23 protein-coding genes are annotated in these 24,664 nt (G+C 72.1%); 6 read left to right on the top strand and 17 right to left on the bottom strand.

Annotated elements, in window-relative coordinates:
* The first annotated feature begins 2 nt into the window (after positions 1-2).
* Entirely contained in the window at positions 3-743 is a 741-nt protein-coding gene (locus tag SSQG_RS30690) for a sirohydrochlorin chelatase (RefSeq protein ID WP_003993834.1), read from the top strand.
* Positions 744-774: 31 nt separating this feature from the next.
* Here SSQG_RS30690 and SSQG_RS30685 read toward each other — a convergent pair whose 3' ends face one another.
* From SSQG_RS30685 to SSQG_RS30650, 8 genes are all read right to left on the bottom strand, one after another.
* Positions 775-1,596, bottom strand: coding sequence for a GvpL/GvpF family gas vesicle protein (locus SSQG_RS30685; RefSeq protein WP_003993833.1), 822 nt, complete (start codon positions 1,594-1,596; stop codon positions 775-777).
* Positions 1,593-1,964 carry a gas vesicle protein gene (locus tag SSQG_RS30680; RefSeq protein WP_039933983.1) on the bottom strand — a complete coding sequence of 124 codons (372 nt, stop codon included), beginning with the start codon at positions 1,962-1,964 and terminating at the stop codon, positions 1,593-1,595. Before SSQG_RS30680 ends, SSQG_RS30685 begins: the two co-directional genes overlap by 4 nt.
* On the bottom strand, positions 1,961-2,212 hold the full coding sequence (locus SSQG_RS30675) for a gas vesicle protein GvpG (RefSeq protein WP_039933982.1): 252 nt from the start codon (positions 2,210-2,212) through the stop codon (positions 1,961-1,963). The genes SSQG_RS30680 and SSQG_RS30675 overlap by 4 nt, the downstream gene beginning before the upstream one ends.
* A 13-nt stretch (positions 2,213-2,225) precedes the next feature.
* A complete protein-coding gene (locus SSQG_RS30670; protein ID WP_003993831.1) occupies positions 2,226-2,945 on the bottom strand; it encodes a GvpL/GvpF family gas vesicle protein in 720 nt (239 codons plus the stop codon).
* A complete protein-coding gene (gene gvpJ, locus SSQG_RS30665) occupies positions 2,942-3,325 on the bottom strand; it encodes a gas vesicle protein GvpJ (RefSeq protein WP_086025191.1) in 384 nt (127 codons plus the stop codon). Before gvpJ ends, SSQG_RS30670 begins: the two co-directional genes overlap by 4 nt.
* Positions 3,326-3,458: 133 nt before the next feature.
* Positions 3,459-3,755 (bottom strand): gas vesicle protein, encoded by a 297-nt coding sequence (locus tag SSQG_RS30660; RefSeq protein WP_003993829.1) that lies wholly within the window; start codon positions 3,753-3,755, stop codon positions 3,459-3,461.
* Between the two features lie 53 nt (positions 3,756-3,808).
* Positions 3,809-4,183 carry a DUF4440 domain-containing protein gene (locus SSQG_RS30655; RefSeq protein ID WP_003993828.1) on the bottom strand — a complete coding sequence of 125 codons (375 nt, stop codon included), beginning with the start codon at positions 4,181-4,183 and terminating at the stop codon, positions 3,809-3,811.
* Positions 4,176-4,724 carry a DUF1697 domain-containing protein gene (locus SSQG_RS30650; protein WP_003993827.1) on the bottom strand — a complete coding sequence of 183 codons (549 nt, stop codon included), beginning with the start codon at positions 4,722-4,724 and terminating at the stop codon, positions 4,176-4,178. Before SSQG_RS30650 ends, SSQG_RS30655 begins: the two co-directional genes overlap by 8 nt.
* Positions 4,725-5,072: 348 nt before the next feature.
* Here SSQG_RS30650 and SSQG_RS30645 point away from each other — a divergent pair, with 348 nt between their 5' ends.
* The gene (locus tag SSQG_RS30645; protein WP_003993826.1) at positions 5,073-7,319 is read left to right on the top strand and encodes an MMPL family transporter; all 2,247 of its coding nucleotides are present in this window, start codon (positions 5,073-5,075) and stop codon (positions 7,317-7,319) included.
* Between the two features lie 457 nt (positions 7,320-7,776).
* On the opposite strand, the gene mgt is transcribed toward SSQG_RS30645, so the two are convergent.
* The 5 genes from mgt to SSQG_RS30620 form a co-directional block, all read right to left on the bottom strand.
* A complete protein-coding gene (mgt, locus tag SSQG_RS30640; RefSeq protein ID WP_003993825.1) occupies positions 7,777-9,030 on the bottom strand; it encodes a macrolide-inactivating glycosyltransferase in 1,254 nt (417 codons plus the stop codon).
* Positions 9,027-9,806: a 23S rRNA (adenine(2058)-N(6))-methyltransferase Erm(O) gene (erm(O), locus tag SSQG_RS30635; RefSeq protein ID WP_003993824.1), complete on the bottom strand. Its 780-nt coding sequence runs from the start codon at positions 9,804-9,806 to the stop codon at positions 9,027-9,029. Before erm(O) ends, mgt begins: the two co-directional genes overlap by 4 nt.
* Before the next feature lie 288 nt (positions 9,807-10,094).
* On the bottom strand, positions 10,095-11,372 hold the full coding sequence (locus SSQG_RS30630; RefSeq protein WP_039933979.1) for an ABC transporter substrate-binding protein: 1,278 nt from the start codon (positions 11,370-11,372) through the stop codon (positions 10,095-10,097).
* Positions 11,372-12,205 carry a carbohydrate ABC transporter permease gene (locus SSQG_RS30625; RefSeq protein ID WP_003993822.1) on the bottom strand — a complete coding sequence of 278 codons (834 nt, stop codon included), beginning with the start codon at positions 12,203-12,205 and terminating at the stop codon, positions 11,372-11,374. Before SSQG_RS30625 ends, SSQG_RS30630 begins: the two co-directional genes overlap by 1 nt.
* Complete coding sequence (locus SSQG_RS30620) at positions 12,202-13,137, bottom strand: carbohydrate ABC transporter permease (RefSeq protein ID WP_003993821.1); 936 nt, start codon at positions 13,135-13,137, stop codon at positions 12,202-12,204. Before SSQG_RS30620 ends, SSQG_RS30625 begins: the two co-directional genes overlap by 4 nt.
* 169 nt (positions 13,138-13,306) lie before the next feature.
* Here SSQG_RS30620 and SSQG_RS30615 point away from each other — a divergent pair, with 169 nt between their 5' ends.
* Positions 13,307-14,182, top strand: a complete 876-nt coding sequence (locus tag SSQG_RS30615; protein WP_039933977.1) for a phosphotransferase enzyme family protein — start codon at positions 13,307-13,309, stop codon at positions 14,180-14,182.
* 9 nt (positions 14,183-14,191) lie between these two features.
* Here SSQG_RS30615 and SSQG_RS30610 read toward each other — a convergent pair whose 3' ends face one another.
* The 4 genes from SSQG_RS30610 to SSQG_RS30595 all read right to left on the bottom strand — a co-directional run bounded on the left by SSQG_RS30610 (position 14,192) and on the right by SSQG_RS30595 (position 18,547).
* Entirely contained in the window at positions 14,192-14,908 is a 717-nt protein-coding gene (locus tag SSQG_RS30610; protein ID WP_003993819.1) for a 3'-5' exonuclease, read from the bottom strand.
* A gap of 104 nt (positions 14,909-15,012) precedes the next feature.
* Complete coding sequence (locus SSQG_RS30605) at positions 15,013-16,284, bottom strand: SAV2148 family HEPN domain-containing protein (RefSeq protein ID WP_208865732.1); 1,272 nt, start codon at positions 16,282-16,284, stop codon at positions 15,013-15,015.
* Positions 16,285-16,356: 72 nt separating this feature from the next.
* On the bottom strand, positions 16,357-17,688 hold the full coding sequence (locus SSQG_RS30600; RefSeq protein WP_039933973.1) for a copper amine oxidase: 1,332 nt from the start codon (positions 17,686-17,688) through the stop codon (positions 16,357-16,359).
* 55 nt (positions 17,689-17,743) lie between these two features.
* A complete protein-coding gene (locus tag SSQG_RS30595; protein ID WP_003993814.1) occupies positions 17,744-18,547 on the bottom strand; it encodes a hypothetical protein in 804 nt (267 codons plus the stop codon).
* 182 nt (positions 18,548-18,729) lie between these two features.
* Between SSQG_RS30595 and glgX the strand changes: the two genes are divergently transcribed.
* The 3 genes from glgX to SSQG_RS30580 all read left to right on the top strand — a co-directional run.
* A complete protein-coding gene (gene glgX, locus SSQG_RS30590; RefSeq protein WP_003993812.1) occupies positions 18,730-20,859 on the top strand; it encodes a glycogen debranching protein GlgX in 2,130 nt (709 codons plus the stop codon).
* A gap of 135 nt (positions 20,860-20,994) precedes the next feature.
* Positions 20,995-23,358, top strand: a complete 2,364-nt coding sequence (gene treY / locus SSQG_RS30585; protein WP_039935542.1) for a malto-oligosyltrehalose synthase — start codon at positions 20,995-20,997, stop codon at positions 23,356-23,358.
* A 175-nt stretch (positions 23,359-23,533) separates the two neighbouring features.
* On the top strand, positions 23,534-24,664 hold a 1,131-nt coding region (locus tag SSQG_RS30580), incomplete at its 3' end, for a M14 family zinc carboxypeptidase (RefSeq protein WP_039933972.1).

Raw genomic sequence — 24,664 nt, 5'->3', positions numbered from 1 at the left:
CCATGATCGACAAGCCTGTTCTCCTCGTCATCGCCCACGGCAGCCGCGACCCGCGGCACGCCGCGACGGTGCACGCTCTCGTCCGCCGGGTGCGCTCGCTGCGCCCGGACCTGCGGGTGGAGACCGGCTTCCTGGACTTCAACGTGCCCTCGGTGCGGGGGGTGCTGGAGTCCCTGGCCACGCAGGGCGTCCGGACCGTGGTGGCCCTCCCGCTCCTGCTGACCCGGGCGTTCCACGCGAAGGCGGACATCCCGGCGGTCCTGGCGGACGCGCCCTCGCAGCTGCGCATCCACCAGGCGGAGGTTCTGGGCCCGTCGCCGCTGCTGCTGTCCGCGCTGGAGCGACGGCTGTACGAGGCGGGCCTGTCCCCCGCCGACAAGTCCTCGACCGGGGTCGTCCTGGCCTCGGCGGGGTCCACCGACCCGGAGGCGATCGCAGTGATCGCAGAAATCGCGCGGGAGTGGCGGCACACCGGTTGGTGCGCCGTGCGGCCTGCGTTCGCCTCCGCATCTCTGCCCCGCACGGAGGACGCCGTCCGCGAACTCCGCGCACTCGGCTGCTCCCGGGTGGCCGTCGCCCCCTACGTCCTGGCCCCCGGCTTCCTCCCGGACCGCATCGCCCGGGGCGCGGCGCAGGCGGACGTCCTGGCGGACGTACTGGGCCCGGCGCCGGAGGTGGCACGGGTGGTGCTGGAGCGGTACGAGGCGGCACGGGTACCGGCGCCGGCGGCCGTGAGCGCCTGACCGGCCGGGCGGCCGGAGCGCGGAGTGACGGTCACGCGGCGGCCTCCGGCTCGGGCTGGAGGGCGAAGGAGTACGGCGCCCAGGGGCCGCTGATCTCCACGCGGAGGCCGGGGATGTTCCGCGCGGCCGTGAGGAGGCTTGTGCGGAAGGCGTCGACGCGGTCGGCGGGGACCAGGTAGGCGTCGTTGCCCACGTTCGTGCCGGGAGCCGAGCCTGCCAGGCTGCCGCGCTCGGGCGTGTGGGCGACGCGGTCGACGGCGAGGGCGCCGGCTGTTTCCGTGAGGTGCGCGGCGGCCTGGGCGACCGTGCGCCAGGCCTCCTCGTTCCTGCGTTGTCTGCGGCGGCGGATCGCCAGGTAGGCGCGGCCGACCCCGAGGCCGGTGGCCGGCTCCTGCGCGATGTCGGTCTCGGCCTCGGGCGGTGTGATGTCCGGCGTGGCGTAGATCTTGACGCCGAGTTCGACATGGCCGGTGAGGCGGTCCAGCAGGGACAGGAAGTACGCGCGGCGGGTGTCGAGGGCGTGCCGGGCGCGGTCCTCGTCACGGTAGACGGTGGCGAGGCGCAGCGGGAGGACGGCGGCGCCGCCGGCGACGAGTGCGGCGACCACGGCGTGGTGGGAGCGGACGGTGGTCTCCAGCCAGTCGAGGTCGTCGAGGTGGGCCTGCAGGGGCGCCTCGTCGTAGTCGGCGGCCGGGACCCGGCCGACGGCGAAGGCCAGCTGGGGAGCCGGGTCCGTGGGCTCCACCAGGTGGATCGGGTCTCCTGCGACCCCGCGCAGGCCCGTCACCGCGGCGGCGGCCTCGGGGGTGCGGCGCAGGACGGCGTAGGCGTAGACGCGGTGCGGGTCGGTCATGGCTCCGGCCTCCTGTCGGCCGCCTTGAGGGCGGCGATCTCGGCGCGCAGGCGTTCGTTCTCGTCGGCCAGGGACCGCTCGGAGCGGCCGGCCCGGGAGGAGAGGGAGGGGTCGTGTTCCCACCAGTCGATGCCCATCTCCTTCGCCTTGTCGACGGAGGCGACGAGCAGGCGCAGCTTGATGGTGAGCAGTTCGATGTCGAGCAGGTTGATCCGGATGTCGCCGGCGATGACCACACCCTTGTCGAGGACCCGTTCGAGGATGTCGGCGAGGTTGGCGGACTGGGCGCCGGACGGGTGGTCGTAGGGGGAGGGAAGGCGGGAGGCTCGGTTGAGTCCGCCTGCTGCCGAGGGGGCCGGGTGGGTCATGGTCGGGGGGCTCGTCTCCGGGCGGTGATCTCGTCGAGTCGGTCCAGCAGTTCGTCCTCGCGGCGGTCGTACTCGTCCTCGCCGATCCGGCCCTCCAGCAGGGCCCGTTCCAGGTCGACGAGGGCCTGCCGGACGGGGGCCGGGTCGTAGTACTGCGCCTCGGCGGCGGCCTGCAGCTGCTCGGCGGCCCAGAGGGTGGTGCGCAGGGGCGCGAGCGGGAGGGTGAGGATGCCGGTGAGCAGGCCCATGGCCGGTCCCCCGTCAGGCGGCGAAGCTGTAGGGGGGCAGGGGGCCGCGCAGCCTGAAGTCGTAGGCGGCGCCGTAGTCCTGGGCCAGGGTCCGGCCGGCCTCGCCGAACTCGTCGGCGCGGGCCCGTTCCACGAGGAACGACACGTTGAGGAAGTCGTCCTTGGACGGATCGGCCAGGACACTGGCCCGGGCCAGGCCGGACAGCCTCGCGACGATCTCGTCGGCCTGCCGCCGCTGCCGGGCGTCGACCTGCCGGGCGACCAGTTCGCCGAGGGCGAGGCGGTCCTCGTAGGTTCCGGTGCCGTCGCGGGTGCACTGGTTGAGCCGGCGGGCCTCGTCGGACCCGTCGAGCACCTCGCGCAGCAGGTCGTCCTGGGAGCGGGCGGCCTTGAGGTTGTACTCGGCGGTGCCGTGCAGTTCGCCGAGCCTGCGGGCGTAGTCGTCGCGCTTGGCCTCCAGGGCCGTCCTGACGGCGGTGTCGTCCGGGGCGAGCAGGCCGAACCGCATGGGGAGGACCGATCCGTCGGCCATGAGGCGTTCCTGGAGCTCCTGGTGGGCTCCGAGGTCACGCCGCTTGGGGCGCAGGTCGGGTGGTGCGGCGCTGACCACGGCGGCGAGCGGGCCGTGGACGAGGACGCGCGGGGGCTCGTCCGTCCCGCCGACGGTGCGCAGGCCGTCGAGCCGCAGGGGGTGGTCGGCGCGGGTGACGGCGTAGACGTAGACGCCGCTCACCGCTCGTCCTCCCGGTCCTTGTCGTCGCGGTCGAAGATGTCGCCGATCGCGTCGATGGCGCCGCCGATCGCACCGCTGGTCTTGCCCCGGGCGCCGCTCTCGACGAGGTTGCCGACGATGTCGGTGAGCTTGTCGGGGGCCTTGCGGCCGGCCTCCAGATCGAGGCGGTTGCAGGCCTCGGCGAAACGGAGGTAGGTGTCGACGCTCGCGATGACGATGCGTATGTCGATCTTCAGGATCTCGATGCCGACCAGGGAGACCCGCACGAACACGTCGATGACGAGCCCGCGGTCCAGAATCAGTTCGAGGATGTCGAAGAGGCCGGCGGTCCCCGAACCGCTGGAGGTGGCGGCGGGTTGGATCCCGCCGGACTGCGTCATGACGGTCACGGTGCGTTTCCTCTCGCGAGAGTCCGTTCTCGTGCCGCCCGTAGGTACGGGGGTGGTGGCGTGGGTGTTCACGTGAACACCAAAAACGATGACCGGGAACGGGAGTTGAGAGGAAAGGGGGGTGCTAGCGCTGCCGGTCGAGCTGGCCCCGGGCGTAGCGGCGCACCCGTTCGTAGCCCATGAGCCGGCCCTGCGGGTCCAGGGTGACGCGGTACGTCGCCATGATGGTCATGGTGTCGGGGACCCGCTCCAGCTCCACGACCTCGACGTCGGCCGTCCAGCCGTCCGGGGCGGGGCGGACGGCCGAGACGGAGTCGGGTGTGGTGCCGAGCAGCTCCGCGAGCTGGGCGGCCGCACCGCGCATGGCCTGAAGGGCCGTCAGCCGACCGGGGGGTGTCGTCTCGTGATCAGTGCTCGTCATGGTCCTACCGTGCCAAGTCCGGGGCACGTGTGGGGGGTGAATCGGCCAGACGCCTACACCGCCCGTTCGCTGAACGGTGTCGCCTGGTGGAAGTAGAGCAGCCACCGGCCGTCGATCCGCCGCCACAGCGAACTGCGGTGCGCGCGGCTGCCGTCGTACTCCGTGTCGTAGGTGAGGTGGACCAGGTCCGGGGCGAGCTGTGCGCCCCTCATCACGGAGACGGCGACGGGTCGGGGCCCCTGACCGGTGGTCGCGGCCAGGGAGGCGATGATGGCGGCCCGGCTCCAGTGCCGGCCGGAGGCGCCGAACTCGTGGAAGTCGGGGTGCAGCAGCGCCCCGACCCTCTCGGGCGAGCTGCGGATCTTCGGGGTGAGGAGGGCCAGTTCGAGCTCCATGGCGGCCTCGACGGCCGGGTTGTGCTCAGGCACCCGTCAGCTCCACCAGTTTGACGACGGTGTTCCAGTTACGGGTCGTGGCGACGATTCCCTTGTTGATGCGCGGTTTCGACAGGTGCTCGGCGAGTTTGGAGCGGCCCAGGCCGTCGGGGGCGTACAGGTACAGGGCGCGGTCGCCGAGGCGGAACTCCTCGGGGAGGTAGGCGGCCTGGTCGATCTCCGCGAAGCGCTCGGGTCCCACGGGCGCCGAGAAGTAGGTGACGTGGAGCTGCTTGGGCTCCAGGTCGGCGGCCGGGTACGGGCAGGCGTCGGCGACCGCCTTCAGATAGGCGTGGTCGCGCACGATCACGTCGACGGCGAACCCGAAGTGCTGTTCGACGGCGTGCGCGATCTCGGCGGCCAGCGACTCCTCGTCGCCGCGGCCGGAGGAGAACACGGCCTGGCCGCTCTGGAGGTGCGTGGCCACGTCCTCGTGGCCGAGACCCGACAGGAGGGAGCGAAGATCGGCCATCGGGACTTTTCTGCTGCCGCCCACGTTGATCCCGCGCAGCAGCGCCGCATACATCGTCGTCATCCGGACACGATAAGACGGCCGTCGTGCCCCGTGGGGGTGGGCACGACGGCCGGTGGGCAGCTGCCCGGCCCCGTAAATTACTCACCAGTCACCGTGGGGCACAACCGTCTGCTCAGGATCCACACAGCCGAGGAGCCCGGTATGCCCCTCTTGGGGCCCCGATAGGTGTAAGGGCCCACCGTCCTTCGCGGTCCTTCCCAGTGGGGAGGGGGTGCGGGCCATGGGGATGAGTTCCGGCCCCGTCACCTCACCGGGCAGCACGACGAGATGGCTTTATCCGGCCCATACCTTCGAATCGGAAGGGGGCGGCAGGGGGCCGCCGCCGCATCACGAGGGGGCAAGCCCGTCATGGGGAACGGAGAAGTGCGGGTGCGGGGCCTGGCCGCCCGGGCCGGCGGCTGGAGCGCGCGGCACCGATGGGCTGCCGTCGGCATCTGGGTGCTGTTCGTCGTCCTGGCGATGGGGCTCGGTTCGGCGGCGGGCCGGGTCGACGTCGAGGACAGCGACCAACTGAAGGGGGAGACGCACACCGCCGCGAGGATCATCGAGGACGCCGGAATCGACGAACCGGCGAGTGAGACCGTGCTGGTCCAGGCCCGAGGCGGTGCGCTCAAGGCCATGGACGCCGAGTTCCGGGACGCCGTCACCGCGGTGGTGAAGGCCGTCGAGGGGACCGGCCGGGTCACGGACGTGACGTCGCCGTACGACACGAAGACGATCTCCAAGGACGGGCGCAGCGCGCTGGTGCAGTTCGACATGCGCGGCGCGTCGGACACCGCCGGCGAGCGGGTCGAGCCGGTGCTGAAGGCCGTCGAGGGCGTCCAGAAGGACCACGGGTCGCTGCGGATCGAGGAGATCGGCGGCGCCAGCATGATGAAGACGTTCGACGACGCGTTCGGGGACGACTTCAAGAAGGCCGAGTACTCCGCGGTGCCGGTCGCCCTCGGCATTCTGCTGATCGCGTTCGGCGCGCTGGTGGCGGCGCTGCTGCCGGTCGCGCTGGCCGTCACGGCGATCATGGCGACCATGGGGCTGATGGGCGTCGTCAGCCATCTCCAGCCGATGAGCGACACCGCGAACTCCGTGATGCTGCTGGTCGGCATGGCGGTCGGCGTCGACTACTGCCTGTTCTACCTGCGCCGGGAACGCGAGGAGCGCGAGGCCGGCCGTGACGCGCGCACGGCGCTGCGGATCGCCGCCGCGACCAGTGGCCGGGCGATCGTCGTCTCCGGTGTCACGGTGTGCGTGGCCATGGCGGGCATGCTGTTCACCGGGCTCGCCGAGTTCGAGGCGATGGGCATGGCCTCGCTGATGGTGGTGGCCGTCGCGATGGTGGGGTCCGTGACCGTGCTGCCCGCGCTGCTGTCGCTGCTCGGCGAGCGCGTGGAGAAGGGCCGCATCCCGTTCCTGCGCCGGCGCCGGCGGGGCGGCGGTCAGGACAGTAGGTTCTGGACGGCCGTGCTGCGGCGCGTGCTCGCCAGGCCGGTGATCTCCGTGACGGTGGCGGCCGGTGCGCTGCTGGCCATCGCGGCTCCGGCGCTCGGCATGAAGACGCAGCAGCTCACGCTGGACCAGGAGTTCGGTGACTCGCTGCCCATCGTGCAGACGTACAACCGTCTCAACGACGCGTTCCCGGGCGGTTCCGAGCCTGCCGAGGTGGTCGTCAGGGCGGACGACATCAACGCGCCGGAGGTGAAGTCCGCGCTCGCCGACTTCCGTGACCGGGCGATCAGTTCGGGGGCGTCCCGCGGTCCGGTGGAGATCAGGCTGCACGACGCGCAGAACGTCGCGTTCGTCTACGTGCCGCTGGTCGGCGGATCCGACCAGGACCGGGCGGGCGAGAGCCTGGACACGCTGCGCGACGAGGTGCGGCCGGCCACGCTCGGCAGGGTCGACGGGGTCGAGGCGCCGATCACCGGGCAGGTCGCGGGCTCGAAGGACTTCAACGACCAGCTGGCCGGGGCGGTCGTACCGGTCTTCGCCTTCGTCGTGGTCTTCGCCTTCCTGCTGATGCTGCTGTCGTTCCGCTCGCTGACGGTCGCGGTCACCTCGATCGTGCTGAACCTGCTGTCGGTGGGCGCGGCCTACGGCATCCTCGTCGCCGTCTTCCAGCACGGCTGGGGCGCCTCGCTGGTGGGCGCGGAGGGCGTGGGCGCCATCATCACCTGGCTGCCGCTGTTCCTCTTCGTGATCCTGTTCGGCCTGTCGATGGACTACCACGTGTTCGTGGTCTCCCGGATCCGGGAGGCGCGGCTGCGAGGCCTGGCGACGAAGGACGCGATCCGGCACGGGGTGGTCACCACGGCAGGCGTCGTCACGAGCGCCGCCGTCATCATGGTCGCCGTCTTCGCGATCTTCGGGACGCTGTCCATGCAGTCCATGAAGCAGATGGGCGTCGGTCTCGCGGCGGCGGTGCTCATCGACGCGACGATCATCCGGGGTGTGCTGCTGCCGGCGGTGATGGCGCTGCTCGGCGAGCGGAACTGGTACCTGCCGAGGTGGCTGCACCGGCTGCCGGATCTCACGCACGACGAGGCGCCCCAGGCGATCGCGGGACCGGCGGCACGGGACGGGGGCGAGCCCCTCAAGGTCTGAGCCCCGCCGCCGCCCGAAGGGCCCGTTGGTTTCCGGATAAACCAACGGGCCCTCTCAGTGCGTGAGACGGCGCACGTGCAGGACGTCCCCGGCACTGCCGGGTACGGCGCCGGGGGCGTCCCGGAGGGTACAGGCAGCACGCGTGGACGCGGCTCTCGACCCTGCCCGCATGCCCCTGACCCGCCAGGCCGTCGCGGAGTGCGGGCGAAACGGCCCGGCGCGGGGCGGGCGCCCCGACCAGTGCCGCGGCAGGCACCGTTTGCCCGTCGAGGAGCGGCGTCCGGTGCGTGCTCTGGGGGTACCCCCTGCTCGAAGAGCTTGGGGGAGTGCCGGCCGGACGTCCTCGTACGGGACGTACTCGGGCTTTCGGCCGGTGCGGCGAGTGGGGGCCCCTGCTCGAAGAGCTCGGGGGAGCGTGCCGGGCGTCGCGACGGGGCGAACCTTGCCTGTCGGGGCACTAGCCCTGGTGGGCGCGCAGTTCGGCCTCGACGAGGTCGGCCGCGCGGTGCGTGCCGCCCTCCTCGGCCATCTCGCCCTGGATCACCTTCAGCCGACGGGCGACCTCCGGGTCGCCCACCAGGGCGAGGGCGGCCTCGCGCAGGGCCTCGCCGGTCGCCTCCTCGGTGGGGAGGTGCCGGGCGACGCCGAGGCCCTCAAGGACCGCCGCGTTGCCGAACTGGTCCGCGGCCTGCGGTACGGCGATCATCGGCGTGGCGGTGGCCAGGCCCTCCTGGCTGCCGCCCGCGCCCGCGTGCGTGACGAACAGGTCGGCCTGCTTGAGGATCGTCAGCTGCGGCACCCACGACCGCACCTCTACGTTTGCGGGGACGTCCGCGAACTCGGCCGGGTCGATGTGCTTGCCGATCGAGAGCACCAGGTGCCAGCCCGGCAGGCCGCCGAACGCCTTGACGCACTCCCGGTAGAAGCCGGGCCGCTTGGTGAAGGCCGACCCGAGGGAGACGAGCGCGACCTTCTCCGCGCCCGCCGGCCGCTGCCAGTCGCCCTCGGCGGTCCGGTCGCCCTGGCAGGCTCCGACGAAGGAGTACACGCTCTCGTCGACGCGGTCCGCGTTCGGCTGGAGCGCCTTGGGGATCAGGACGATCGAGCGGTCGGGCCGGCCGCCGAACGCGTCGGGGTGCAGGCTGATCCCGTTCTCCTCCAGCCAGGCCTGGAAACGGGCGAAGTAGGCGCGGCCCCGCTCGGTCTGCTTCGGCTCCGCCCACATGGGCTCGGCGACCTCCTCCTCGTACCCCTCCCAGGCGACCATGGCCGGCGAGAGGGAGATCGCGGGGACGCCCCAGCGGTGGGCGAGCACGCGGGCCGGGTACGAGGCGATGTCGTGCAGCACGAGGTCCGGTTCGTCGCCCTCGTAGGCCTCGATCAGCTGCGGCAGGGCCTGGATCGCGTCGTCGAGGAACGGCTCGACGTTGTCCAGGAGTGTGGTCCCCCACGCCGACGGGTCGTCGTCGGGCGAGGGCAGCGTCGAGTTCCACGGCTTCACCTCGGCACCGGTGGCCGCGACCTTCTCGGCGAAGGCCGGCGGGATCGCGTAGGTCACCCGGTGGCCGCGCGCCACGAGCTCGCGGATCACCTCGAGGCTCGGGTTCACGTGCCCGTGGGCGGCGATGGAGAACATGGCGATGTGAGCGCGACTGGTCATGCGGCGACCGTATGCGAGACGAGACGTCTCGTCAACGCATTTGGGCCTCATGAGGTCAGCGCCTCGTGCAGCCGCAGCCACCGCCCGGGCGTCACCTCGCCCACGAGCGCCCCCGGATCCAGGCGCGCGGCCCGGAACGCGGCGTCCACCCGCCGCCTCGGGTGGGCCCGCCGCAGGGAGGCGTGCAGCGAACCGCCGACCCCGGAGAAGCCCAGCTCGACCAGGGACCGCCAGCTCCGGTACGCGGCCTCGTCGAGCAGCGGGGTGGCACGCCGTTCGATGCGCAGCACCCCCGCGTCCACGCGTGGGACCGGCCGGAAATCCCGCCGGTCGACCCGGCCGAGCAGCAGCCACTCGTAGCGGGGCCAGCTGCGGACCGTCAGCAGCGTCCAGTTGCCGTAGTCGCCCGTGCGTTTGCGGGCGTACTCGAGCTGGGTGAGCAGGGTGGCGTCGGTGAGGGCGGGAGCGCGCAGACACCAGTCCACGACGGCGGCGGTCCGGGAGAACGGCACGTTCCCGGCGACCGAGAAGGGCGTGCGCGGCGGGCGGAGGGCGAGGAAGTCCCCGCCGACGACGCGCACGTGTGGCGTGCCGGAGAGGCGGCCGCGCAGGACGGGCACGAGCCGCGGGTCGATCTCGTACGCGCGCAGCTCCTGGCAGTGCCGGGCCAGTGGGACGGTCAACGCCCCTTTGCCGGCACCGACTTCGAGCAGCAGCGGGATCGGCCGGGCCTGTGGGGCGGCAAGTCGGGCGAAGCGTTCGGCGGTGGCGCGGTCGGCGAGGAAGTTCTGCGAGAGCGCGCGGGAGGTCGCGGTGGGGCGGGCCATGGCCTGCGGTCCTTGTCTTCCGTGAGGGGAAAAGGGCAGCCGAAGGCCCTGACCGGAAGACGGAGAACGCAGGAGAGGGTGAGACGCCGGCCTCGAAAGGCTCAGCGGGCGTGACTCCCCGGGCCGGTCAGGGCTCCGGGGCCGCGGCGCACCCGTACGGCGTGCGCGCAGCTCCGGGCGTGACCGGAGATGTTGATCGCGTTGATACCCACGAGCAGCACGCTAGGTGGTGCCGTCCGCGCCCCACAACGGAATTTCACCCGGGGGTCACACGGCCGGGCCCCGCACTCAGCGCTGGTAGCGCGCCAGCACCAGGTTGCCGTCCCGTTCCAGGCGTTCCCGCAGCTCGCGGATGTCGATCGCCCCGCTGTAGTACTCCTGGAGCGCCGGGGTCGCCACCTTGTCCTTCCACTCGGGATAGCCCCGTACGGTCTGGGCGGGTGCCGGGCGAAGGTGGGCGGCGAGCGCCGTGCCCGTGGACCAGCCGTGCTCGGCCGTGCGCAGAGCCGGGTCGTTCAGGGCCCGGGTGCCGGTGGGCAGCATCCAGTCGCCGAGGGCGAGACGGACCATGTTCCGCGGCCGCAGCAGGAAGTCGATGAAGGCGGCCGCCTCCTTCTGGTGCGGGCAGTCCTCGGCGATCGAGAGGGTCTGCGGGCTGACGCCCTGGGTGAGTCCGCCCGCGCCTGCCGGAGCGGGCAGCACCTGCCACTCGAATCCCTTCGGGGCCTGCTGCACGATCTGCTGGCGGTAGGAGAAGCCCAGCGGGACCATCGCGTACCGGCCGCCGAAGAAGCCGGGCAGGGTGTCCGAACCGCCACTGCCCAGGGTGGTGGGCGAGGCACTGCGGTCGGTGCGGACCTGGTCGTGGACGGTGCGCGGCACCACCTGATCGGCCGCCTCGAACCGGACCGTCACCTTGCCGTCCGACCCGCGGTGGAAGAGCTGTCCGCCCGCCGACAGGGAGAGGTTCAGCGTGGCGGAGACCGGTTCCTTCAGCGGCCAGGCGACGCCGTACTCGCCCTGGCCGCTGAGGCCTTCGGTGATCCGGCGGAACTCGGCCCAGGTCCAGGGGCGCTCGGGGGTCGGGATCCGGACACCGGACCGCTTGAGCCACTTCGCGTTGGCGATCAGCACGCGGGGTTCCTGGAGGAACGGCACGCCGTAGACGCCGTCGCCGAAGGTGGCCGTCTCCCAACTGCGCCGCGGGATGTCCGACTTCAGCCGGGCGGGCAGCAGGTCGGTGAGATCGGCGAGGTAGCCGCCGTAGGCGAAGTCCGCGAGGTCGTCGGAGGCGTCGTGGATGATGTCGGGTGCCTCACCGCCCTCGAAGGCGGTGAGCAACTGGTCGTGAACACTGTCCCAGCTGCCCTGCACGTACTCGACCCTGACGTCGGGGTGGGTGGCGTTCCACTCCTTCACCAGGTCCTTGTTCGCTTCGACCGACTCCTCCTGCCAGGCCAGGGACTGGAAGCGCAGGGTGATCCGGCTGTCGTCGCGGGTGCCTCCGGAGGAGCAGCCGGCGAGGAGCAGCAGGAGGACCGGGAGCAGCAGGCGCAGGTGTCTCATCAGCTCTTCACCGCCCCGGTGAGCATGCCGCCCGTGATGCGCCGCTGGATGATCGCGAAGACGACCAGCGAGGGCAGCGTCGCGAGGAACGCGGCCGCCGCGAGCGGGCCGAGGTCGGCGACGCCCTCGGCGCCGATGAAATGGGTGAGCACGACCGGCAGGGTCTGCTTCTCCGGCGTCTTGAGCAGCACCAGCGCGAAGAAGAACTCGTTCCACGCCGTGATGAACGCGAACAGCGCGGTCGCCACGATTCCCGGCGCGAGCAGTGGCGCGGTCACCGACACGAGTGTCCGCAGCCGCCCGGCCCCGTCGACCGCGGCTGCCTCCTCCAGTTCGGGCGGTACGGCCCGCACGTACCCGGCGAGCATCCACAGCGCGAACGGCAGCGCCCACACCACGTACACCAGCACCAGCCCGGGCACGGAGTTGATCAGCCGGAGGTGCTTCAGCACCAGGAACAGCGGGATGATCAGCAGGACGAACGGGAACGCCTGGCTGACCACCACCCAGCCCGTGACCGCCTTCGCGAGCCGGGTGCGGCGCCGGGCGACGACGTAGGCCATCGGTGTCGCGATCAGCACCGCGACGACCGCCGCCCCCAGCGCCGCGAGCAGGGAGTTGAGGGCGGCGTGCGGCAGCGGCTGTTCGTCGAAGGCCTGCCGGAAGTTGTCGAGGGTGGGGTCCTTCGGGATCCAGGTCGGGTGCGGACTGCCCAGCTCGCGCGGCGGCTTGAACGCGGTGGAGACGAGCCAGAGGAACGGGAAGGCGAGGAAGCAGAGGTAGGCGAGCAGCGCCGTGTACTGGCCGACGCGGGCCGGGGTGCGGGTCCTCACGCCTCGTCACCTCCCCTGAGGCGGCCGACGAGGAAGACGGCCAGGACGATGGAGATCACGGCCACCATCACGCACCCCATCGCCGCCGCGTAGCCGAACTGTCCGTAGCGGAAGGCCTCTTCGTAGGCGAAGAGCATCGGCAGCCGGGTCCGGCCGCCGGGGCCGCCGCTGGTGAGGACGTAGACCAGGGCGAAGGCGTTGAAGTTCCAGATGAGGTTGAGCGCGGTGATGGCCAGGGCGACCGGTCTGAGGGCGGGCCAGGTGACCGTGCGGAACCGGCGCCAGGCGCTCGCGCCGTCGACCGCCGCCGCCTCGTGGAGTTCGCGCGGGGTGTTCTGGAGACCCGCGAGCAGCGCGACCGTCGTCTGGGGCATACCCGCCCACACTCCCACGACGATCACGGCGGGCAGCGCGGTGGCGAGCCCGCTGAGCCAGTCGCGGCCACCGCCCAGGCCGAGGTCGCGCAGGGTCTCGTTGAGGATGCCCGCGTCCGGGTTGTAGACGAGCCGCCACATGATGCCGACGACGACCTCGGGCATGGCCCAGGGGATGATCGCCAGGGCGCGGGCCAGCCAGCGCAGCCGCAGGTCCTGGTTGAGCAGCAGGGCGAGGCCCAGCGCCAGCAGGAACTGCGGCACGGTCACCCCGACCGCCCACACCAGCCCGATCCGGAACGACTCCCAGAACAGCGTGTCGTGGAGCAGGTCCCGGAAGTTGAGCCCGCCGATCCACTGGGTGGGCGCAGTGCGGCCCGACTGGGCGTCGGTGAAGGCCAGCAGGATCCCGTACAGCAGCGGTCCGGCGCTCAGGACGAGGATGGGGATCAGTGCGGGCAGGACGAGAAACCAGGCGCCGTGGTCGACGACCCGGCGGGGCGGGCGTCTTCCGGGCTCCCGGTCGGCCGGTCTCCGCACCTCGGTCACCGATGTCACGGAATCAGCCCCTTTGCGCGGCTCGGCTGGCCAGGTCATGGTCGTGAAGGCGGTGTGCCTCGTCAAGGCCTCGCGCATGCCGCCCGACCTGTGCCGATGCGACACTGACGGGCGAATGGCCGGAACCGGACGGCGGCACACGCGGAAACCTGGACGACGGAGGCGGACGATGGACGAGGCACGGGCGCGGGACGTACTGGCCGCGGCGGGGGTGCTGCCCGGCGCGGGGACCGGCTCGGCCCACGCGGCACAGCTGCTCGCGCTGGGCGAGAACGCGGTGTTCGCCGCCGGTGACCTGGTCGTCAAGGTGGGCCGCGACGCGGAGCTTGTCGACCGGGCGCGGCGCGAACTGGACATCGCGCTGTGGCTCGACGAGGCGGGGGTGCCGGCGGTGCGGGCGGCCGCATCCGAACCCCTGCTGGTCGACGGACACCCGGTGACGGTGTGGCATCGGCTTCCGGACGCCGTACGGCCCGCCGAGCCGCGGGATCTGGCCGAACTGCTACGGGTCGTGCATGCCACGCCTCTTCCTCCTTTCGAGCTTCCCGGCCGTGATCTGCTGGGTGGTGTGGAACGGTGGCTGCGGCTCGCGGGCGATGCGATCGATCCCGCGGACGCGGCGTATCTGCGGGCGCGGCGGGACGGGTTCGCGACGGAGGCGGCGGGGCTGACGCCGCATCTGGCGCCCGGGCCGATCCACGGGGACGCGTTGCCGCGGAATGTGCATGTGGGTCCGGACGGGCCGGTGCTGGTAGATCTGGAGACGGTGTCGTCGGATCTGCGGGAGCACGATCTGGTGGTGATGGTGCTGTCGCACGACCGGTACGGGGTTTCGGACGCGGCGTACGAGTCCTTCGCGCAGGCGTACGGGTGGGATGTGCGGGTGTGGGAGGGGTGTTCGGTGCTGCGAGGGGCTCGGGAGACGGCCAGTTGCGCGTGGGTTGCTCAGCATGCGCCGAGCAACCCGAAGGCCCTTGTCGAGTTCGAGCGGCGGGTGGCGTCGTTGCGGGAGGGCGATGAGACGGTGAGGTGGTTGCCCTTCTGACGGGCTCCTCTACGCTTCGGCCAACTCCCGTACCGGCCACGCCCCGTCGACCAGTGCCGTCGTGTCGCCCTTTTTGCGTAGGAAGGTCTGGAAGTCCGCCGCCCACTGCGCGTACCACTCGATCTGGCGGTGGTGCAGGGTTGCCGGGCCGAGGGAGGCGATCTTGGGGTGGCGGGTGGCTATCGCGCCGGCGAGGCGGGCGGCCGCCAGGGCGTCGGACAGAGCGTCGTGGGCGGAGTCGAGGACCACCCCGTACTCGGCGCAGACCGCTTCGAGGTTGCGTTTGCCGCGGCGGTAGCGGTCGACCCAGCGGTCGATGGTGTACGGGTCGATGACCGGGGCCGGGTCCACGCCGCCCAGGCGGTCACGCAGGGACGGCAGGCCGTGGCGGCGCAACTCGGCGGAGAGCAGGGTCAGGTCGAAGGCCGCGTTGTAGGCGACGACCGGTACGCCGGTCTTCCAGTAGGAGGTGAGGACCTCGGCCATGGCGTCCGCCACCTGGTCGGCCGGTCTGCCCTCGGCCGCCGCTCGTTCGGTGCTGATGCCGTGCACCGCCACCGCGTCCTCGGGGATCGGCACTCCCGGGTCGGCCAGCCACTCCCGGCGCCCCGACGGCTCCCCGCCCCTGACCTCGATCACGGCCCCCGTGACGATGCGCGCCTCGCGCGGATCCGTGCCCGTCGTCTCCAGGTCGAAGCCGATCAGCAGCTCCCGGTGCCAGCCCATGGGCGGTCCCCCTTCTTGTGGTGCGTTCCCCCAGTGATCCCCACCTTCGCATGCACCACTGACAATCAGAGGATCGCCTTCCGCTTACCCGCCCGGGGCCCCGCTCACGACACCGGTCGCGAATCCGCCCACATCACCTCGAACTCCTCGCGATACGTGGGGAAGAGGCCGCTTTCGTCGATCTCGCCCGACTTGACCACCTTGCCGCCGTTGCGCAGCACGAACACCGGCGCCTCCATCCCGCGGGTGCGGCGCAGGTAGTTCTGCACCACCGCGATGCCGTCGGCCCCGTCGCCGTCGACCAGGTACGCCGTGAAGCGGGGCGTCTCGTCGAAGACCTGGATCTCGAAGGCGCCCGGGTCGCGCAGCCGGGCCCGGACCCGGCGCATGTGCAGGATGTTCATCTCGACGGCCCGGCTCAGCTCACCGCGCTTGAGGCCCAGTTCGCGCTCGCGCCGCTTGACCGCGCTGGAGGCCGGGTTGAGGAACAGCAGCCGCACCCGGCAGCCCGACTCGGCGAGCCGCACCAGACGCCGGCCGGAGAAGTTCTGCACGAGCAGGTTGAGGCCGATGCCGATGGCGTCGAGGCGTCGGGCACCGCCGAAGATGTCCTCGGCCGGGAACTGCCGCATCAGCCGCACCCGGTCCGAGTGGACGGCGACCACGTCGGCGTACCGGTCACCGACCAGGTCCTCGACCGCGTCGATGGGCAGCCGGCGCGCCGACGGCACGTCACCGCCCGCGCCGAGCATCTCCAGCAGCCGGGCCGAGGCACGCTCGGCCTGGTTCAGGACGGCCTCGGACAGGGCCCGGTTGCGGGAGACGACGTTGCGGGTGACCTCCAGCTCGTCCAGCGCGAGCTCCACGTCCCGCCGGTCGTCGAAGTAGGGCTCGAAGCACGGCCAGTGCTGCACCATCAGCTCGCGCAGCTGGGGCAGGGTGAGGAAGGACAGGACGTTGTCGTCGGCCGGGTCGAGCAGATAGCCCTTGCGGCGGCTGACCTCGCGTACGGCGACCGCGCGCTGCACCCACTCCTGCCCGGCGGGTCCGGCGGCGGCCACCACCCAGTCCTCGCCGTGGACGGGTTCGTAGACGGGCCTCAGCACGGCGGCGACGACCGCGCGCAGCCGCTGCTCGACGAGGTTCAGCCAGATGTAGGCCCGGCCGGCCCGCTGGGCGCGGGTGCGTACCTCGCGCCAGTTGTCGGCGTCCCAGTCCAGTTCCGGACCGATCGAGCCCGACGCGTCCATCGGCCGTGCCAGGGACACGGCTCCGGCCGGGACGTCTGCGGAGCTCCCCTCGTGACCTTCGTCACCAGGGGGCAGCTCCAGCCCTCCCGAGCCCACCCGCGCACCGCCTTCCGCTCCCCCGAGCACCGCCCTTGTCAACGATCAAGGAAGGGTACTCCGGGAGCGGTCGGCGGTGCAGCCCGATGGGCAGGGTGATTCTCAACTGCGCGGCTGCCAGTGCCCGTTCTGCCAGCCGAGCTCGGCCGGAGTGAGCGGATTCATGGCGGTGACGTCGCGCGGGGCGATGGAGAAGCCCTGCCAGTGGACGGGCATGGGCTGCTGGTCCTCGTCCCGGGCTATGTGGTGGAAGCCGATGTTCATCCAGACCACGGGGTGGTTCAGGGCCTGTCCGTTCACCCACTTGTCGACGGAGGAACCGGCTCCGGCCCCGCAGTTGCCGGGGTTGTTGCTGGCGAACAGTTCGCACTTGTTGTACTGCGTGACGTACAGGTCGTGCTTGGTGAAGCGGCGGCCCGGGTACTTGGTGGTCGGCCCCGGGACGATCTCGTAGGAGCGCGCGTGCCCGTCCTTGTTCTTGCCCGCCGCGCTGACCACACGCCACCAGCGGTAGTTCTTGCTGTCGCCGGCGAGTTCCTTGGTGATCTTGGTGCGGGTCGTCTTCGTGGTCGGGGCCCGCTGTCCGGTGGCCTGCGGGGTGACGGTGGAGTCGTACTGCTCGACGCTGTTCTTCGTGGAGCCGTCGAGGGCGAAGTCGAGCCGCCAGAAGGCGTTGTGGCTGTGGCTGGTGGCCTTGGCGGCGGCGCCCTTGCCGATCGGCCAGCCGCGGCCGTCACCGGCGTCGTAGTCGTCCCAGGAGAGGCTGCCCGTCGCGCCGACGTTCATGGTGATCGCGCCGTCGTCCTGGAAGCGCCACTCGGTCATGTACTCGTACCAGCCGACCTGGTTCACCGTGTAGACGAGGAGGTCCTTGCCCTGGGTCTGGTAGACCTTGTTCGCGGTGTCGCCCTGCATGCGGTAGGCGTGGCCGCGGGAGCGGGTGGTGGTGCACAGGCCCTTGACGTTCGGGTCCTCGTTCCAGGAGTCCGGGACCTTGATCGTCTTGATGGTGCCGCCGGGGCACTCGCCGGGGGCGAGGTTCATCAGGCCCTGGGCGAAGTCGAAGCCGGTCAGGTCGTCGTACTCGATGTTGCCGTCGTCGTAGGGGACGTGGATCTGGCCGAGCCTGGCGCTGTTGAGGACCTTGATCGGCTTGGTTTCGCCCTTGGGCTGGTAGGAGACGTTCTCCAGGACGAGGCCGGCCTTGCTGTCGTAGCGCCAGCACATCCGCCAGGTGGTGCCGGTGGACAGCTTCTGTTCGATGCGGTGGGCGGCGCCGCAGTAGGCCGCGGCGGGGGCGGCGGCCGCGGCCGGGGCGGTCTCCGGCCGGGCGTGGGCGGGTCCCGCGCCGGTGGTGGCGCCGGCGGCCAGCGCGGCCACGGTCAGACCCACGGCCGCCCGGGTACGGGCCCTGCTGTTTCTGTTCACACGCATGACGAGGTGACTCCCTGAGGAGGAGCGGGGTGGACGGGTGAGTGGACCGGGCGGGTCAGTGGCCGAGCTCGGCGACCTTGCGGGCGCTCAGGTCGATCACGAGCGACCTCATGTCGACCCACGGCCCGTTCTTGATCTTCGGGAACAGCCGGACGCAGCGGTGCTCGCCGCAGCGGTCGAGCACGGCGGGCTGGGCTCCCGGCGCGGCCCGGTAGACAGCGCCGCTGAGCTGGAGCTGGTCCGGCGAGGTGAGGGCCTTGCCGGTGGCGTCCTTGTAGTCGGCCTTGAGACCGGCGCCCAGCGGGTCGGCGATCAGCAGCCCGGCCGCCTCGGCCTTCTCGGCGCGGCTCAGGGGTGGCTGGACACCGTGCTGGGTACCGGTCGCGACCACCTTGCCGGTGCCCAGGTCGACGGTCCGGGTGACGAGGGTGTCGTCCTGGTAGTCGTAGAAGGTCACGTCCGCGCGCCGCGGGGCGGCCGGGTCGCCGGTGTCGCCCGTCTCCGGTTCCGCGAGGTCGACGCCGAGGGGCTGCGGCCCCCGCTTCCCGTCGACGCTCTCGCTGCCCTGGAACAGCTGCCGGCTGAGGGCGATCTTCTCGGCCCGCCGCAGCTCGTCGTCGGTCAGCGGATCCCGCCCCGTGCCCTTCTCGCCCTCGTCCGGCACCTCCTCGACGACCCCGGGCGCCACGGCCCGCTCCGGACCTGCCGCCTGCCGGGCGGACCGCCCCCCGGCGCCCCCCGTCTCCTCGGCCCCGGCCGTGCCCGGCAGGGTGACGCCGATCATCACGGCGGTTCCCGCGACCGCGATGGCCGCACCGGCCACGACCTTCCCGAGATGGCGGTGCACTATGTTGCGCACATCTTCCCCCTACTCCCCCAACGGCCCCGGGAGTACGTGTTGGCCCCAATGGTTTCGGCATACCGCGTATGCACTGGTCGCCCGGTAAGAGGGAGACAAGTCAGAGGTGGTTCCCTCACTTTTGGGGAGACTCGGGACCAAGGCGTCCCCACCGGCGCCGCACACCTGAAAGAGTCGTGTCCATGCAGGTCTGGCCTGGAGAGGCGTATCCACTCGGTGCCACGTACGACGGCGCCGGTACCAACTTCGCGGTCTTCACGGAGGCCGCGGACCGAGTAGAGCTGTGTCTGCTGCACGACGACGGCTCGGAGACCGCGGTCGAGCTCCGGGAGAGCGACGCCTTCGTGCGGCACGCGTACCTGCCGGGCATCATGCCGGGACAGCGGTACGGGTTCCGGGTGCACGGCCCGTACGCCCCGGAGCACGGGCTGCGCTGCAACTCCGCGAAGCTGCTGCTCGACCCGTACGCGCGTGCGATCAGCGGCTCGATCAGCTGGGGCGAGGAGGTCTACGGCTACCACTTCGACGATCCCGACCGGCGCAACGACCTGGACTCGGCACCGCACACGATGACGTCGGTCGTGGTCAATCCGTACTTCGACTGGGGCGACGACCGGCGCCCGCGCACCGAGTACCACCACACGGTGATCTACGAGGCCCACGTCAAGGGCCTCACCATGCGGCACCCGGGCCTGCCGGAGGAGCTGCGCGGCACGTACGCGGCCCTCGCGCACCCGGCGATCATCGAGCACCTCACGGAGCTCGGGGTCACAGCCCTGGAGCTGATGCCCGTACACCAGTTCGTGAACGATCACCGCCTGGTCGACATGGGCCTGAACAACTACTGGGGCTACAACACGATCGGCTTCTTCGCCCCGCACAACGCCTACGCCTCCTGGGGCGACCGGGGCCAGCAGGTGCTGGAGTTCAAGTCGGCGGTGAAGGCGCTGCACGAGGCCGGGATCGAGGTGATCCTCGACGTGGTCTACAACCACACCGCCGAGGGCAACCACCTGGGTCCGACGCTGTCCTTCAAGGGCCTGGACAACTCGCGCTACTACCGGCTGACGGACGACCCCCGCTACTACATGGACACGACAGGCACGGGGAACTCCCTGCTCATGCGGTCCCCGCACGTGCTCCAGCTGATCATGGACTCGCTGCGGTACTGGGTCACGGAGATGCACGTCGACGGGTTCCGCTTCGACCTGGCGGCGACGCTGGCCCGGCAGTTCCACGAGGTGGACCGGCTGTCGTCGTTCTTCGACCTGGTCCAGCAGGACCCGGTGGTCTCGCAGGTCAAGCTGATCGCCGAGCCCTGGGACGTGGGCGAGGGCGGCTACCAGGTGGGCAATTTCCCGCCCCTGTGGACCGAGTGGAACGGCAAGTACCGGGACACCGTGCGCGACCTGTGGCGGGGCGAACAGCGCACCCTCGCGGAGTTCGCCTCCCGGCTGACCGGCTCCTCCGACCTGTACCAGGACGACGGACGCCGCCCACTGGCCTCCATCAACTTCGTGACCTGCCACGACGGCTTCACACTGCACGACCTGGTGGCCTACAACGACAAGCACAATGAGGCCAACGGCGAGGACAACCGGGACGGCGAGAGCCACAACCGGTCGTGGAACTGCGGCGTCGAGGGGGAGACCGACGACCCGGACGTGCTGCGGCTGCGGGCCCGGCAGATGCGGAACTTCATCGCGACGCTGATGCTCTCCCAGGGCGTACCCATGATCAGCCACGGTGACGAGCTGGCCCGCACCCAGCACGGCAACAACAACGCCTACTGCCAGGACAACGAACTGGCCTGGGTCGAGTGGCCGGAGGGCGACGAGGAGGAAGGCGGGCTCAAGCGGGAGCTGCTGGACTTCACGCGCGCGATGGTGTGGCTGCGCAGGGACCACCCGGTCTTCCGCCGGAGGCGCTTCTTCCACGGCCGGCCCGTGGAGGGCACGCACGACGACCTGTCCGACATCGCCTGGTTCACCCCCGAGGGCGGCGAGATGACCCAGCGCGACTGGGACTCGGCGCGGGCCTCGGCGCTGACGGTGTTCCTCAACGGCAACGCCATCTCGGAGCCGGGCGCGCGCGGGGAGCGCATCACCGACGACTCGTTCCTGCTGATGTTCAACGCCTCGCCGAAGCCGCTGGAGTTCGTGGTGCCGGTCGACCACGGGCGGCAGTGGCAGGTCGTGGTCGACACGGCCCGCCCGGAAGGGGTGCCGCCGGACACCGGCCCGAAGGTGCAGGCCGGGGACCGGCTGACCCTCACGGACCGGAGCCTGACCGTGCTCCAGCGGCCCGTGTAGCTCCAGCGGCCCTGCGGCGCGGGCTCCGGCCCTCGCCGCCGCGTCGTCCGGGGGAAGCCACCCGTCCGGGCGACGCGCGGCGCACCTGGCGTGCGGGAGGGCACGAACGGCGGCGGGGCGGGTACGTACGTCTCCATGACGCCTGAGCGAACTGACCCGGTGGTGCCCACGGCCACGTACCGGCTGCAGTTGCAGCCAGACTTCCCGTTCGGGGCCGCGGCGGCCGTCGTGCCGTATCTGGCCTCGCTCGGGGTCTCGCACCTGCACCTGTCCCCGGTCCTGGAGGCCGTGCCCGGCTCGGCGCACGGCTACGACGTCGTCGACCACGCGCGCGTGCGCGAGGAGCTGGGCGGCGAGGAGGGGCTGCGGGCACTGGCGCGCACCGCACGGGAGCACGGGCTCGGCCTGGTGGCCGACATCGTCCCGAACCACATGGCCATGGCCCCGCGCCACAACCGCGCCCTGTGGGAGGTGCTGCGCGAGGGCCCGAAGTCGCCGTACGCGCGCTGGTTCGACATCGACTGGGAGGCCCAGGACGGCCAGGTGCTGCTGCCGGTGCTCGGCGGGCCGCTCGGCGAGGTGCTCGGGGAGCTGCGCGTCGACGGGGACGTCCTGCGCTACTACGACCACGCCTTCCCGCTGCGCGAGGGAACCGGGGACCTGCCGCTGCCGCATCTGCTGGACGCGCAGTGGTACCGCCCGGTGTGGTGGCGGCTGGCCCGGACCGAGCTGAACTACCGCCGGTTCTTCAGCATCTCGGAGCTCATCGGGGTACGGGTGGAGGACCCCGAGGTGTTCGAGGCCACCCACGGCAAGATCCTCCAGCTGCTCCACGAGGGCGTGATCGACGGGCTGCGCGTCGACCACCCCGACGGCCTCGCCGACCCCGACGGCTACCTCCGGCGGCTGCACGAGGCGACGGGCGGCCGGTGGACGGTCGTGGAGAAGATCCTGGCCGACGGTGAGCGGCTGCCTGCCTCCTGGCCCGTCGCCGGGACCACCGGCTACGACGCGCTGCGGCACGTGGACGGGCTCTTCACGGACCCGGCCGGGTTCGGGGACCTCCTGGGGCAGTACCGGCGGTTCGCGGCCCCTCAGACCGATCGCGGCGGGCACTGGGAGGCGACGGTACGGCGGGCGGCCTACAAAGTCCTCACGCACGAGCTGGCCACCGAGACGGACCGGCTGACCCGGGTGGCGGCCCGGCTGTGCGCGACCTCGCCGGAACCGGCCCTGCGCGACCGCGCGCCCTGGGCGCTGCGCACCGCGCTGCAGGAGCTCCTGGTCCGGATGGAGGTCTACCGGCCGTACGAGTCCGTCGACGCCGCTTCCGTGGTCACCGAGGAGGCCGCGGCCGAGGCCCGGCTCGCCTTCGCCGTGCCGGAGGAGGCCGGTGCGGTGGACGTCGTACGGGACCTGGTGCTGGGACGGTACGGCGACGGGCCCGCGCAGGTGGAGTTCCGGACGCGGTTCGCGCAGACCTCGTCGGCGCTGCGGGCGAAGTCCGTGGAGGACACGGCGTTCTACCGCTACGTGCCGCTGCTGTCGGCGACCGAGGTGGGCGGCGATCCGGGGCGTCCGGCACTGTCGCCGGAGGAGTTCCACGCGTACTGCGCGCGCGTGCAGCGGGACTGGCCGGTGACCGGGACGGTCGTCTCGACGCACGACACCAAGCGCAGTGCCGACGTCCGGGCGGCGCTGAACGTGCTCACCGAGTGCCCGGACCGCTGGGCGGACGTCCTCGCCGAGGTGACCCGCACCGGCGAGGGCGTGCCGGACGCGCAACTGGCGTGGGCGGCCTGGCAGACGGTGTTCGGACTGGGCCCGGCGGACGCGGAGCGGGTGCGGGGGGCGCTGCTGAAGCACGTGCGCGAGGCGGGTCTGTACACGAGCTGGACCGAGCAGGAAGCGCCGTACGAGGAGGCGGTGGCACGGTTCGTGACGGCCGGGCCCTGCGGGACGCCGGGCGAGCGGGTCGCCTCGTTCCGCGACGCGCTCGAACCGCACATCCGGGCGAACGTGCTGGGCACGGCCCTGGTCCAGCTGACGATGCCGGGCGTCCCGGACGTCTACCAGGGCACGGAGGCCGAGTACCGGGCCCTGGTGGACCCGGACAACCGGCGGGCGGTGGGCTTCCCGCCCGAGGTGTCGGGGGCGACGTCCGAGGAGAAGCTCACGGTGACGCGCGCGGCACTCGGCCTGCGGGCACGGCACCCCGGCGCCTTCGGCGACACGGCGACGTACACGCCCCTGACCGCCGAGGGCCCGGCCGCACGCCACTGCCTGGCGTTCGTCCGCTCCGGCACGGCACTGACGGCCGTGACACGCCTTTCGCTGCGACTCGAGGAGGCCGGCGGCTGGCAGGGCACCCGGCTGCCGCTGCCTCCGGGACGCTGGGCGGATGTCCTGGATCCGGGGCGGGAGTTCACGGGGCACGCGCGTGTGGCGGACCTGCTCGGGCGGTCGCCGGTGGCTCTGCTGGAGCGGGTGGGCGAGTGAGCCGGGGCCGGGCGTCAGGCGCGTCCTCGACGGAACGGCCCCCTCCGAAGGGCCGCCTCCCGATCCCTGCGGACCGTGCTTCCGGGCGCCCCACGGAGGCTCCCCCACCGCGCCCTTGACACCGCCCCGAGGCCGTGGGGTACTGCGACTGCGAACTCGGGCGGATGTGACGGGGGTGAGTGTCCTGCCGGAGCTGCGCTACCCGACGGTGACCGAACAGGTCTCTGCTGCCCGGGCGCTGACCGCTCACCGCCCCGGCGTCTGCACCCTCCGGCAGGTGGGTGTCTCCCGTGCGGGCCGGCCCCTGCATCTGCTGTCGGTGGGGCGCGCCCGCCGCGCGGTGCTGGTGGTCGCCGGCGCCCACGCCAACGAGCCGACGGGCTCCTGCACCCTGCTCGCGGTCGCCCGGAGGGTGCTGGAGCAGCGGCGGTTGCGCGACGGCATCTCCTGGCACTTCCTGCTGTGCGCGGACCCCGACGGGGCGAGCCTGCATGTGACGCCGGCGCCGCGCAGCCTGTTCGACTACCACCTCGGCTTCTTCCGCCCCGCGGGCCCGGAGCAGCCGGAGTGGGCGCCGTCCTTGCTGCCGCCCGACCGGCTGCCGCCCGAGACCAGGGCCCTGACCGGCGTCATCGACGAGCTGCGCCCCTATCTCCAGGTGACGCTGCACGGCACGGACCTGGGGGGCAGCTGGGTGCAGCTGACGAAGGACGTGCCGGGGCTCGCCGAACCGTTCGCCAAGTCCGCCGCCGAGCTGCACATCCCGGTCGAGACCGGCGCCTCGGACGCCGCGGGCTGGCCCGCCTCCGGACCGGGCGTCCATGTGATGCCCGCGCCGGGGGTCGGACCGGCGTACCCGAGCCTGCCGGACGACGCGCGGCACAGCACCTGGTACCACGCCCACCGGTACGGCGGTCTGACCGCCGTGGTCGAGGTGCCGATGTGGGCGAGCGACCTGGTGGACGACCCGGCTCCGCATCCGGCTCCGGCGGCGGCGATCGGGCGGCTGGCCCGCCGGCTGCAACGGGACGGGCTGGAGGTGACGCGGGTGCTCGACGAGACCCTGCCCCGGCTCGGCGGCCTGGACGGGCCGTTGCTGCGGGCCGCCCGGTGGGGACTGGAGCTGGTGCCGGGGCTCGCCTCGGACCTGCTCCACACTCCGCCCGCCGACCTCACCAGGGCGTACGTGGGCAGCGTGGACGCGTTCGCGCGCCGCGTGCCGCTGCGGGCGGCGGCCATGCTGCTGCGGGTGCTGCGCGGGACCGACGACCGGGCGGCGAAGCAGCTCGAAGAGCTCGTCGCGACC

Origin of the sequence: Streptomyces viridochromogenes DSM 40736, assembly GCF_000158955.1 — a bacterium.
Classification (GTDB): domain Bacteria; phylum Actinomycetota; class Actinomycetes; order Streptomycetales; family Streptomycetaceae; genus Streptomyces; species Streptomyces venetus.
This window is presented reverse-complemented; position numbering and strand designations above follow the sequence as displayed.